Below are 12,523 nucleotides of genomic sequence, written 5' to 3' on the forward strand. Positions count from 1 at the left end.
GTTGTAGTCTGGCTGCCGCCGGTGGCATACGCAAGCAGGCTGTTACTTTGGGGCGTAGTGCATGTCGCCGTTCCCGAACGACCAGTCTTCGCGATTCACCTCGACCAGGCTGATCCAGACATCTTCCTTTCGCACGCCCGTCTTCGCGTGTATGCCGTCCGCCACCGCGCGGTAAAACGCCTTCTTCATCTCGATCGTCCGGCCGGTGTTCCACGTGACCTGAATGAATACGATCCCGGGCGTGTAGGTCACGCCAAGATATCCCTCTTCCGGATAGATCAATTCGTCCGGTGCATGACGGGTGATGATCTGAAACTTGTCGTTCTTGGGTACGTTGACGACATCGATCATTGCTTCGTACACGACGTCGCTGATCGCCTTAACCACTTCCGGCGATGTTGTCTGGGCGAGATTGATTCGAACGAGTGGCATGACTTGACCTCAGGCTTAAGTGGGGAATCGGGAAGCGCTGGCTACGACCTACGCGACGTGCTGGAAGACGGTGCAGTCGCATAGTTCACCATCGAAGAGTAGATCAGGTGAAAAATTCCTGCCTCGCCGACGCTGCGCCGCAGCCGCTTACTCGCCCGACTTCTCAACCTCTCGCCGATACGCGGCTGCAGTGGCGCAGCGTCTTCGCGGTGAGGTGCCTACGGTTTGACGAAGCGCAGTGTCATGCGGTCCGACTCGCCGATGGCAGCGAAGCGCGCGCGATCCGTATCGCCGCCCCGGTAGGTCGGCGGCAAGGACCACACGCCGTGCGGGTAGTCCTTCGTATCGCGGGGATTGTCGTTGATCTCGCTGCGCGCGGCGAGCTTGAAACCCGCTGCTTGTGCGTGCTGGATAACGTAGGCTTCAGTCAGATAGCCGGTGTCGATCATCTGCTGAACCGACGTACCCGGTACAGCACGATGCTCTTCCACACCCAGTACGCCACCGGGTTTCAGCACCGAATAAAACGCGCGCAGGTTGGCATCGACCTGACCGTCTTCTATCCAGTTGTGAATATTACGGAACGTCAGCACACGATCGACCTGCAACCCCGAAGGTAAGCCGCTGAATTGCCCCGATTGCAAGCTGCCGACAACAACCGTGCCGTAAATATCGGGCTTCGCAGCGAGCTTGCGTTCGAACGCGGCATTGCCCTTCGCTTCGCCCTCAGGCAACGCCCCTTGCGGTGGCAGGTACTGCGCTTCGTAAAGCGTGCCACGTCCTCGCAGATACGGCGCGAGGATGTCCGTGTACCAACCGCCGCCCGGCGCGATTTCCAGCACGCTTTGGGTTGGCGCCACGCCGAAGAATTCCAGTGTTTCTTTCGGGTGCCGGTAGACATCGCGTGCTTGCGCTTTCTCCCCTCGATACGGCGCCGCGATGGCGGTATCGAGCGACGTCGATGCGGTAGGCGTCGCGCAGGACGCTAGCAGCAAGGCTGCGGGCAGCGCCAGGAAAGCACGCCGCATGAGTCGGGGAGTAAGGAGCGTTTTCATGCGGGCCATTATCGGGCAAAGCGCGCCGCTTGTCAGAGCGCGTCGGTTTTACCCCGTGCTTCAAAGGCCCGCACGCGTAACCGGTTTAAAAATGGACCGCGTGCTCAAGCCTCAAAGCAGCGTCCTGACATGCCATAACTCGGGGAAAAGCACTACGTCCAGCATCTTTCGCAAATAAAGCGCGCCGCTGGTTCCCCCCGTGCCTTGCTTGAAGCCGATGATCCGCTCGACCGTCGTGACGTGGCGAAAGCGCCATTGCCGGAACGAGTCTTCGAGATCGACGAGTTCTTCCGCCATCTCGTAGAGTTCCCAATGCTGCGTCGGCTCCTGGTACACCTTGAGCCAAGCTGCTTCCACGCTGGCGTCGTGCGTGGTCGGCTGGGTCCAGTCGCGCTCCAGCCGTTCCGGCGCGATCGGGAAACCCCGGCGTGCGAGGAGGCGGATGACTTCATCGTAGAACGAGGGTGCTTCAAGTGTCGCATTTACCTCAGCGAGCACGGCCGGCCGATGCGCATGCGGCTTCAGCATCTGCACATTCTTGTTGCCGAGCAGGAACTCGATCTGCCGGTACTGATGCGACTGGAATCCCGACGACGATCCGAGATAAGGCCGCATGGCGGTGTATTCGGAAGGCGTCATGGTCGCGAGGACGCTCCATGCCTGCACGAGTTGATCGAGTATTCGCGAGACGCGTGCGAGCATCTTGAACGCGGGCGGCAGGTCATCGCGACGCACGGCAGCAAGCGCTGCATGCAACTCATAAAGCGCGAGCTTCATCCATAACTCGCTCGTCTGGTGCTGCACGATGAACAACATTTCGTTGTGATCGGGCGAGAGCGGATGCTGCGCCGAGAGGAGCGTGTCGAGCGAGAGATAATCGCCATAGCTCATCGAATTGGAGAAGTCGAGCTGCGCGTCATGCCAGCCTTCCGGCTTCGACGCAGCATCGCCTGCCGGCCCATAACCCATGGGACAGCCGCCCGTGCCTTCGCTTTCATGTGATTGTGTCATCGCGCGTTCTCCACGTGTGTCAGGTGACGGCGCCACGTTCGGCGAACTCAGGCGCACGCCACGCTTCGGTCGCAAGCACGTCGCGCAGTGTTTCAACGGCGTCCCATACATCCACATAGCGCGTGTAAAGCGGCGTGAAGCCGAAGCGCAAGATACGCGGCTCGCGGTAGTCGCCAATCACGTTGCGCGCAATCAGCGCCTGCGTGACCTCATAACCGTGCGGATGTTCGAAGCTAGCTTGCGATCCGCGTTCAGCGTGCGCCCGAGGCGTGACGAGCTGCAACGGAAATTCGCTGCAGCGCGTCTCGACCAGTTCGATGAACAAGTCACTCAGCGCCAGCGACTTGCGGCGCAGCGTTGCCATATCGGTTTGCCCGAACACGTCGAGACCGCATTCAACCAGCGACATCGAAACGATGGATTGCGTGCCGCACAAGAACCTGCCGATACCGTCATCGGGCTGGTACTCCGGGCTCATTTCAAACGGCTTCTTATGCCCCCACCAGCCGGAAAGCGGTTGTGAGAAAACGTTCTGCAGCCGCTTCGGCACCCAGATGAACGCGGGGGAACCCGGTCCGCCATTCAGGTACTTATAGGTGCAGCCAACGGCGTAATCCGCGCCGGCGCTGTTGAGATCGACGGGAACCGCACCCGCTGAATGCGCGAGATCCCACACGGCGAGCGCGCCCGCCTGATGGATGATGCGGGTCAACGCGGCCATGTCGTGCATCGCGCCCGTGCGGTAGTTGACGTGCGTGATCATGGCGACAGCCGTGTTCTCGTCGATAGCGCTGGCGAGTTCCGATGCATGATCGACGAGACGTAGTTCATAACCGCGATCCAGTTGCTCGATCAAGCCTTGCGCAATGTAGAGATCGGTCGGGAAATTCGAGCGCTCGGAAACGATGACACGGCGCTTCGGATCGCGTTCGTTGGCTACCCGCAGCGCTGCCGACAGGATCTTGAAGAGGTTGCTTGAAATGGTGTCGGTGACAACCACTTCGTCCTCCGCAGCGCCGATCAGCGGCGCTAGCTTGTTGCCTAGGCGCTTAGGCAACGCGAACCATCCTGCCGTATTCCATGAGCGGATCAGACCGTCGCCCCATTCTTCGGCAATGACGGCCGCGGCGCGCGAAGCCGCGGCCTTGGGCGGTACGCCAAGCGAGTTGCCGTCCAGATAGATCGTGTCGCGGCCGAGCGCGAACTGGTCGCGCAAACTGGCTAGCGGATCGTCGCGGTCGAGTGCCGCGGCATCGTCTCGATGGTTCATTAAAGCGTATCCCGGTAAGTCGTCGTAGCCGTTCTGGACGGAAATCCGCATTTCGCCGCCGGTCTGGCGGAGCGCGTGCACATGCCTGAAAGCTTAGCCGAGAACGGACCTTAATTGATTGCAAAACAAACGCAGCGCTTAGGGTCCTGTGCAATATTCTTCGATGAAAACCGGGCTTAAGCGCGATAAATTGATTGCGATCTGTTATGGGCGGAATTCGGGCGCGCTTACCAAGCCGCGCGTCAGGTCCGCTAAGCTGGTGCTGCTCGGCTGCAGCAGTGTTACTCGTTACCATGCAGCCAACCTCAGCTCGTTACCTGGACAACCGCACATGACCCAACACGTTCTTGCCTCGACCTTGACCGACTGCGTCGACAATCACTTCGACCAGGAGGTCCAGTTTCTTTCCGCGCTTGTGCAAAAGCCATCGGACAATCCGCCGGGCGATTGCGCGGGCCACGCCGAGATGGCGGCGCAATGGCTGGAACGGATCGGCTTCACGGTTGAACGCCATGCGGTACCGGCCGACGATGTCACCCGCGCCGGCATGATCAGCGCGACGAACCTGGTGATTCGCCATCGTTTTGGCGCGGGGCCGGTTATCGCGTTGAACGCACACGGCGACGTGGTGCCGCCGGGCGACGGTTGGAGCGCCGATCCATACGGCGCCGAGATCCGCGATGGGTTCATGATCGGGCGTGGTGCGGCGGTATCGAAGTCGGATTTCGCAACCTATGCGTTTGCGTTGAAGGCATTGATCGACAGTGGCGCAACGCTGGCAGGCACGGTGGAACTGCACCTGACCTACGACGAAGAAACGGGTGGTCTGATCGGGCCGGGGTGGTTGTTGAAGCAGGGCATCGTGAAGCCCGATTACGCTATATGTGCGGGCTTTTCTTATTCGATTACGACCGCGCACAATGGCGCGATCCACCTTGAAGTCACGGTGCGGGGCAAGTCGGCGCACGCGGCGCGACCCGATACCGGGCGTGATGCGCTCGAAGCCGCTACGGCGGTACTGAATGCGCTGTACGGGCATCGCGCGGCATTGCGCGAGATCCATTCGGCGACGCCGGGTATCGATCATCCAACACTGGTGGTTGGTCTGATCAAAGGCGGGATCAACACGAATGTGGTGCCTGACAAGGTGAGCTTGCGGCTCGACCGGCGGGTGGTGCCGGAAGAGAATCCGCAAGACGTGGTGCAGCAATTGAAGGCGCTGATCACGGCAGCCGTGGAGGGGATGCCCGGCATTAGCGTGGAGATAGAAGAGGTTCTGGTTACATCGCCGTTGCGTTCGCTTGCGGGTGCCGAGCGCTTGTCGCAAGCGTTACAGCGCGCGGCTTTGATCACGCTGCAGCGTGATATTCCTACCGAGGGTGTGCCGCTTTATACCGATGCCCGTTTGTATTGCGAGGCGGGCGTGCCGACGGTGATTTACGGCGCGGGTCCGCGGACGCTGCTTGAGGCCAATGGTCATCGGGCGGATGAGCGCGTCGCGCTCGGGGACCTAAGAGGAGTGACGAAAACGGTTGCTATTGCTCTTGCCGATTTGCTCGGACGACCCTAAGCGTTTCTTGGCTTCGTTTCTTTGTGCGCCAGCAAAGAAACGAAGCGCCGTCGGCGGCAAGACTAACGAAAATATATCCAGCTTAAGCCGGCCGTTGCGCCCGGCGATCGACAGCCCGAACCACCCGCCAGCATCCCCAGCCACTGCAATCAGCACGTCTTCAAAAACTCGAAGATAATCGCGCATGTCGTTATTCTGAGCCTCGCCGCGGCGCCCGGTCGCCACGAGGCGCGACAGATCGAACCTCATTTCGAGTCCAACCACTATGAAAACATCCGAAGAGACAAAGCATTCCTGGCTTTGGCTGGCCCTGCTTATTCCCTACGTCGCGCTGCTCTGGCTACCTTTCTATAACGATATCCGCCCCTCTTTACTAGGCTTCCCATTCTTCTACTGGTATCAGTTCCTATGGGTGCCGCTGACCTCGCTCATCATTTACTTCGTGTATAGAGGTGTCAAATGAGCGACCTTGTTCCGATCGATCCGGTAGCCATGACCGTCTTCATCGCGTTCTTCGTGCTGGTGACGGTAGTGGGATTTTTCGCAGCGCGCTGGAAACGCGGCGACCTGACGCAACTTCATGAGTGGGGTCTGGGCGGGCGCCAGTTCGGCACCGTGATTTCGTGGTTCCTAGTAGGCGGCGATTTCTACACCGCCTATACCGTGATCGCCGTACCCGCACTCGTGTATTCAGTGGGCGCATACGGCTTCTTTGCGCTGCCTTACACGATCATCGTGTATCCGTTTGTCTTTGCCGTCATGCCCAAGCTATGGAAGATCGCTCACGCGAAGAACCATATTACGGCGGCTGACTATGTGCATGGCGAGTACGGCGGAAAGTGGTTCCCGGCGGCTGTGGCGCTGACCGGTATCGTTGCGACCATGCCGTATATTGCGTTGCAACTGGTGGGCATGCAGGTAGTGATCAAGGGTCTGGGCGTGAGCGGCGAGATGCCCCTGATCGTCGCGTTCGTGATCCTCGCGCTCTATACGTACACCAGCGGCTTGCGCGCGCCGGCCATGATTGCGTTCGTGAAAGACATCATGATCTACATTGTGGTGATCGCGGCGGTGTGGCTGATTCCATCGAAACTCGGCGGCTACGCGCACGTTTTCGATGCCGCCGATACGTTCTTCAAAGCCAAGGGCGGTGCAACCGGCATCATCCTCAAGCCGACACAATTCACGGCCTACGCTTCGCTCGCGCTCGGTTCGGCGCTTGCCGCATTCATGTATCCGCACACCATGACAGCGGTCTTGTCGTCGTCGTCGGCTGCCACCGTGCGCAAGAACGCCATCTTCCTGCCGGCGTACACGCTGCTGCTGGGCTTGATCGCGTTGCTCGGCTATATGGCAATCGCCTCGGGCATCAAGGTGCAATCCGCATCCGACGTCGTGCCCGCGTTGTTCGGCAAGCTATTCCCGTCGTGGTTCGTCGGCTTTGCGGCTGCGGCCATTGCGATCAGCGCGCTTGTGCCGGCCGCGATCATGTCGATCGGTGCGGCGAATCTGTTCACGCGTAACCTGTGGCCGCTGATGGCGCGTGACATCACGCCCGAGAAGGAAGCCAAGACAGCGAAGCTGGTGTCGCTCATTGTGAAGTTCGGCGCGCTGCTGTTCATCGTGTTCCTGCCGACGCAATACGCGATCGATCTGCAGTTGCTCGGCGGCGTATGGATCCTCCAGATCTTCCCGGCCATTGTGTTCTCGCTGTACACGCGGCGTCTGAATACGCCGGGCCTGTTCCTCGGATGGGTCGTCGGGCTCGTGCTCGGGACCGGCATGGCGATCGCGCAGGGATTGAAGCCGGTGTTCGCGCTGCATGTGGGTGGAGCGACGTATCCGCTTTACATAGGGCTGATTGCGCTGGTGGTGAATATCGTGGTCGCGTTTGTCGTGTCGGCGGTTACGCCGCGTCGCGTACAGGTTCATCAGGTAACGTAAGAAGACATGCGCGCGTCATCGCCTTGAGCCATGTGCAAGATTTTTTTCGCATGAATCGAGCCGTTTTTTGCGGCGCTGACGCGCGCGGCCCTGACCTTTCTCTGACCTTTCGATGACATCTTTGTCATCAATCTTCCACACGTCGCCGGGCGCGCTAACATAAGGCAAGGGGACGACGCCTGGGCTCTCTGTCAGCGGTTTGCTGCCGGAAACCAGACAGCATGCGTCGTCCTGAAACCCGGAGGCCTGCCATGATTTCCCAGAAGCAAAATCCCGCAACGTTCCTGCGTTCGCGCGGCGTTGCGCTGTTGACTGCCATTGGCGTGGGCGCCAGCATCCTGTTCGTGTCGATGCATCCGGCGCATTCTTCCGAGGCCGCGGTCGCCGTAGCGCCGCCGGCGCTCGACGAACCGGTGAACGGAGCACACCAGGAAACCGCCGTGCTGGCCGGTGGCTGTTTTTGGGGCGTGCAAGGGGTCTTCCAACATGTGAACGGCGTGACGAAGGTCGTGTCGGGTTATGCCGGCGGTCAGGCACAGACCGCGCAATACGAAACCGTGAGCGGCGGCCAGACCGGTCATGCAGAGTCCGTGCAGATCACTTACGACCCGACGAAGATCACCTATGGAAAATTGCTGCAGATCTATTTCTCGGTCGCGCATGATCCGACGGAACTGAACCGGCAAGGTCCGGACAGCGGCACGCAATATCGTTCGGCAATTTTTCCCGCCAACGACATGCAGAAACACATTGCGCAAAGTTATATCGCGCAACTCGACAAGACACACGCTTTCCCCGCGCCGATCGTGACGAGAACAGACCCGCTCAAGGGCTTTTATCCCGCGGAGTCTTATCATCAGAACTATTTGACGCTGCATCCGGATGCGCCGTATATCGCGATCAACGACTTGCCGAAGGTCGAGAACCTGAAGCGCCTTTTTCCGACGGTCTATCGTGACAAACCGGTGCTGCTGAGCGTGACATCGCAACAATAAAAAAGCGGCGGTGGACTTAAAAATCCACCGCCGCTTTCGCTAAGACCAATGCAGGCTTACTGCGATGCTTGCGTCGTCTTGCGCAACTTCGCGACATCCCCCACCGCGACCGCCGGCGCACCGTTGTTCCATCCAGCGCGAATGAACGTCAGGACGTCGGCGATCTGCTGATCGTTGAGCACCGGCGCATAGTGCGGCATCGGATACGCGGCGGGAATGCCTTGTATCACGAGGTCGTGCGTGCCGTTCAGCGTGACGTTGATCAGCGACGAGGCGTCCTTCTCCAGCACGTTCGGATTACCCGCCAAAGGCGCGAGCAGCGGGGCGAAGGCTCGGCCATCCACGCCGTGGCAATGCATGCAATACGCGGTATAAACCTTCGCGCCTGCGTCATTGGCCGGATGCTGCAGCAGCGCCGTGGTGGCCTTTGGATCGTATGCATACGCCGGCGCATTCGTGCCGCCGGCCGGCGGCAACGACTTCAAATACGCTGACATGGCTGCCAGATCCTGATCGTTCATGCCTTGCGTGCTGTGGTTGATCACGTCTGTCATCGACCCGAACGCCGATGCATGCGCATTCGCTCCAGTCTTGAGGAACGTGGTCAGGTCAGCATCCGACCAGCGCCCGAGTCCGACGTTCTGCTCGCTCGTGAGGTTGGATGCAAACCAGCCGTCGAGGACACCGCCTGTGAGCCACGCGCCGCCGCTTTCATCGAGCGCCTTCTCCTGGAACGCAATACCGCGAGGCGTATGGCATGAACCGCAGTGGCCCAGGCCCTGGATCAGATACGCACCGCGATTCCACGCGACGTCCTTGCCGTCCTTGTCGCGATAAGCGCCTTTATCGAGGAACACCATGTTCCAGAATTTGAGCGGCCAGCGCATGTTCAGCGGGAATGGAATATCCGACGGTCGGTTCGCCTGGTTCACGGGCGCAACGCCTTTCATGAAGTACGCATAGAGCGCCTTCACGTCGTCGTCCTGGACCTTGGCATAGGACGGGTAGGGCATCGCCGGATAGAGGTTGTGGCCATCCTTCGCCACGCCCTGACGCAAGGCCTTCTCGAAGTCCTCCTCGCTCCATTTACCAATACCCGTATCCGGGTCGGGCGTGATGTTGGTCGTGTAGATCTTGCCCATCGGCGTGGTCATTGGCAGGCCGCCTGCGAATGGTTTGCCTTTGGGCGCGGAATGACAGGCCACACAATCGCCCGCTTTCGCGAGATACGCGCCACGGGCGACCAGTGGATCGTCGTTCGCGGCGGCATGAGCCAGCATGGGCAAGCTGAGCGTCAGCGCAAGGGAGGCTACAAGGTACTTGATCATTGTGTGTTCCCTCACGCGCTTTGCAGTTGACGGCCGACGGGCAACTGCCGCAAGCGCTTGCCGGTGGCAGCAAAAATCGCGTTGGTCAGCGCGGGCGCAAGAGCAGCCGTTCCCGGTTCGCCAATACCGCCAGGCGCTTCGCTGCTCTTCACAATATGCACTTCAATAGGCGGTGCCTGGTCGATGCGCAGCATCCGGTAATCCGTGAAATTGGATTGCTCGACGCGGCCATCCTTGATCGTGATCTCGCTATAGAGCGCTGCCGTGATGCCGAAGATAATGCCGCCCTGGATCTGCGCTTCGATGGTGTTCGGATTCACGACCATGCCGCAATCCACCGCACAGACCACGCGGTTCACGGCCACTTCGCCGTCGCCGTTCACGGTCACGTCCACCACCATGCCGAAGAAGCTGCCGAACGCGTGCATGACCGATACCCCGCGTCCCTGACCCTTAGGCGGCGTGTTGCCCCAACCAGCTTCGCGGGCGGCCACGTCGAGCACGTTCTGCGCGCGCGGCGTCTTGCCGAGCAGATCGCGGCGATACTTCACCGGATCGACCTTGGCTTGTGCCGCCAGTTCGTCCATGAAACTCTCGACCACGAAGGTGCCGCGTGTTGGACCGACGCCGCGCCAGAACGCGGTGGGCACGTCCATGGGCTCCTGGCGTACGTAGTCGATAAACTGGTTCGGGAGGTCGTAGGGCAGGTCGGCGGAGACTTCCACCGCGTCCGGATCGAGGCCGTTCTTGAACGCAGGCGGTGCGAACCGCGCGATCACCGACGACCCCACAATGCGGTGCTGCCACGCGACCGGGCGGCCGTTGGCATCGAGGCCGGCGGAGATGACGTCGTAGTAGTACGGGCGATACATGTCGTGCTGGACGTCCTCCTCGCGCGTCCACGTGACCTTCACGGGTGTGCCGACCTGCTTGCCGACCTTCAGCGCCTGGCTGATGAAATCGGTCTCCAGCCGGCGCCCGAAGCCGCCGCCGAGCAAGTGGTTGTGCACGGCGATCTTGTCGGCGGGCAGGCCGGTGATCTTCACGGCAGTGTCGACTGCACGTGTGGGCACTTGCGTGCCGACCCAGATATCGCAGCCATCGGCCCGCACGGACACCGTGCAGTTCACCGGCTCCATGGTGGCGTGCGCGAGGAAGGGCTGCTGGTACACGGCGTCAACGCGCGTCTTGGCGTCGTTGAAGCCCTTCTTGACGTCGCCGTCCTTGCGCGCCACCGCCCCGTCGCGCTTCGACGCATCGGCGAGTTGCTGGACCACCTTGGCCGTGGAAAAGTCCGCGCCGCGGCCTTCGTTCCATTTGATATCGAGCGCTGCCGCGCCGCGTTTGGCGGCCCATGTATGGTCGCCGATCACGGCCACGCCGTTGTCGATGTGAACCACCTGACGCACGCCGGGAATCTTCTTCGCGTTGGTATCGTCGACGGAGGCGAGCGTGCCGCCGAACACCGGGCTATTCACGATAGCCGCGTACACCATGCCGGGCACGCGGACATCGAGGCCGAACATTGCCGTGCCATCCACTTTTTCGGGCGAGTCGAGACGCTTGGCAGCCGTGCCGATCAGCTTGAAGTCCTTCGGGTCTTTAAGCGTCACGTTCTGCGGCGCGGGCAGTTTCGCGGCGGCATCCACGAGTTGTCCGTAACCAATGCGCCGGTTGCTCGCGGCATGCACGACTTCGCCGCGCTCCGCATGACACGACGCCGGATCGACCTGCCACTGCTGCGCCGCCGCAGAAATAAGCAGCACCCGTGCGGTCGCGCCGGCCTTTCGCATGGGCTCCCATGCGTAACGGATCGATGTCGATCCGCCGGTCAACTGGCCGCCGAGCAGCGGGTCCATGAAGAGCTTTTCGTTCGGTGGCGCGTGATCGATCACGACGCTGTCCAGCGGTACTTCCAGTTCTTCCGCGATCAGCATCGGGATGGACGTATAGATTCCCTGGCCCATTTCGACCTTGGGAATCACCAGCGTCACCTTGCCCGTTGCATCAATCTGCACAAACGCATTCGGCTCGAACACGCCGCTTTGCGGCGCTTCGTTGGCGTCACCGCCGATCACCGACTTACCCTTGGGCGCTTCGCCCTGGCTCGCGGCCGGCAGGCTGAAACCGAGCATCAGGCCGCCGCCTACCGCTGCGCCAACCGACACCCCCAGCTTTAAAAACGTTCGCCGGTTCAGGCCTTCGGGCGCGCGGCGGTTCTGGGCTTCCAGTAGTCCTCGCGACATGTCACGCCCCCTTGGCGGCTTGCTTGACCGCCGCCCGGATACGGTTGTACGTGCCACAGCGACAGATGTTGCCGGCCATGGCGGCGTCGATATCGGCATCCGAGGGATTGGGGTTCGAGGCGATCAGCGAAGCCGCCGACATCACCTGACCGGACTGACAGTAACCGCACTGCACAACGTCGAGCGCGACCCATGCGTCCTGCACTTTCTTGCCTGCGGGCGTAGTGCTGACGGCTTCAATGGTCGTCACCTTGCGCTCGCCCACTGCCGCAACCGGCAGCACGCAGGAGCGCACCGCCTGGCCGTCGAGATGAACCGTGCACGCGCCGCATTGTGCAATGCCGCAGCCGAATTTGGTGCCCGTGAGACCGACCAGATCGCGCAGCACCCAGAGCAGCGGCATGTCGGGAGGGGCGTCGACGGTGTGAGATTCGCCGTTTATGGAAAGCGTCGTCATCTGCAACTCCAGTTGTCGTGGGGATTTTTATGGTCTTTCTTAACTGAAAATCCTTATACAAGATTACGGCGATTCTTGCTGAGTTGCCGCCATGGCTCATGGCAGCGGGCCGGCCGATTTTCAGCCTTTCACCATGTCAGGAAAAAGTCGTGGAATAAACCGTTATCTGAAAGGGTTAGCGCTGGCATTGATGCCCTTCACGCCAGTTCTTCGAG

At 60.7% G+C, this 12,523-nt stretch carries 12 protein-coding genes; 4 read left to right on the plus strand and 8 right to left on the minus strand.

Annotated elements, in window-relative coordinates; translation table 11 throughout:
- Positions 1-42: 42 nt before the first annotated feature.
- From EOS_RS08020 to kynU, 4 genes are all read right to left on the minus strand, one after another.
- Positions 43-432, minus strand: a complete 390-nt coding sequence (locus tag EOS_RS08020) for a tautomerase family protein (protein WP_047846079.1) — start codon at positions 430-432, stop codon at positions 43-45.
- A gap of 218 nt (positions 433-650) precedes the next feature.
- Positions 651-1,496, minus strand: a complete 846-nt coding sequence (locus EOS_RS08025; protein WP_047846080.1) for a class I SAM-dependent methyltransferase — start codon at positions 1,494-1,496, stop codon at positions 651-653.
- Between the two features lie 102 nt (positions 1,497-1,598).
- Positions 1,599-2,456, minus strand: a complete 858-nt coding sequence (gene kynA / locus EOS_RS08030) for a tryptophan 2,3-dioxygenase (protein WP_235442739.1) — start codon at positions 2,454-2,456, stop codon at positions 1,599-1,601.
- Between the two features lie 61 nt (positions 2,457-2,517).
- A complete protein-coding gene (kynU, locus tag EOS_RS08035) occupies positions 2,518-3,768 on the minus strand; it encodes a kynureninase (protein ID WP_047846169.1) in 1,251 nt (416 codons plus the stop codon).
- Between the two features lie 331 nt (positions 3,769-4,099).
- Between kynU and EOS_RS08040 the strand changes: the two genes are divergently transcribed.
- Positions 4,100-5,338, plus strand: a complete 1,239-nt coding sequence (locus EOS_RS08040; protein WP_047846082.1) for a M20/M25/M40 family metallo-hydrolase — start codon at positions 4,100-4,102, stop codon at positions 5,336-5,338.
- On the opposite strand, the gene EOS_RS46135 is transcribed toward EOS_RS08040, so the two are convergent.
- Positions 5,279-5,587, minus strand: a complete 309-nt coding sequence (locus EOS_RS46135; RefSeq protein WP_152693095.1) for a hypothetical protein — start codon at positions 5,585-5,587, stop codon at positions 5,279-5,281. The genes EOS_RS08040 and EOS_RS46135 overlap by 60 nt on opposite strands.
- A gap of 16 nt (positions 5,588-5,603) precedes the next feature.
- On the opposite strand from EOS_RS46135, the gene EOS_RS08045 reads away from it, so the two are divergent.
- The 3 genes from EOS_RS08045 to msrA all read left to right on the plus strand — a co-directional run bounded on the left by EOS_RS08045 (position 5,604) and on the right by msrA (position 8,277).
- Positions 5,604-5,801, plus strand: coding sequence for a DUF3311 domain-containing protein (locus EOS_RS08045; protein ID WP_047846083.1), 198 nt, complete (start codon positions 5,604-5,606; stop codon positions 5,799-5,801).
- Complete coding sequence (gene mctP / locus EOS_RS08050) at positions 5,798-7,282, plus strand: monocarboxylate uptake permease MctP (protein WP_047846084.1); 1,485 nt, start codon at positions 5,798-5,800, stop codon at positions 7,280-7,282. Before EOS_RS08045 ends, mctP begins: the two co-directional genes overlap by 4 nt.
- 251 nt (positions 7,283-7,533) lie before the next feature.
- Entirely contained in the window at positions 7,534-8,277 is a 744-nt protein-coding gene (gene msrA, locus EOS_RS08055) for a peptide-methionine (S)-S-oxide reductase MsrA (protein ID WP_047846085.1), read from the plus strand.
- 56 nt (positions 8,278-8,333) lie between these two features.
- Here msrA and EOS_RS08060 read toward each other — a convergent pair whose 3' ends face one another.
- The 3 genes from EOS_RS08060 to EOS_RS08070 are packed head-to-tail and all read right to left on the minus strand — an operon-like array spanning position 8,334 to position 12,308.
- On the minus strand, positions 8,334-9,605 hold the full coding sequence (locus EOS_RS08060) for a cytochrome c (protein ID WP_047846086.1): 1,272 nt from the start codon (positions 9,603-9,605) through the stop codon (positions 8,334-8,336).
- A gap of 11 nt (positions 9,606-9,616) precedes the next feature.
- Complete coding sequence (locus EOS_RS08065; RefSeq protein ID WP_047846087.1) at positions 9,617-11,851, minus strand: xanthine dehydrogenase family protein molybdopterin-binding subunit; 2,235 nt, start codon at positions 11,849-11,851, stop codon at positions 9,617-9,619.
- 1 nt (position 11,852) lies between these two features.
- Complete coding sequence (locus EOS_RS08070; RefSeq protein WP_047846088.1) at positions 11,853-12,308, minus strand: (2Fe-2S)-binding protein; 456 nt, start codon at positions 12,306-12,308, stop codon at positions 11,853-11,855.
- Positions 12,309-12,523 lie beyond the last annotated feature (215 nt).

Origin of the sequence: Caballeronia mineralivorans PML1(12) (genome assembly GCF_001028175.1) — a bacterium.
GTDB classification, from domain to species: domain Bacteria; phylum Pseudomonadota; class Gammaproteobacteria; order Burkholderiales; family Burkholderiaceae; genus Caballeronia; species Caballeronia mineralivorans.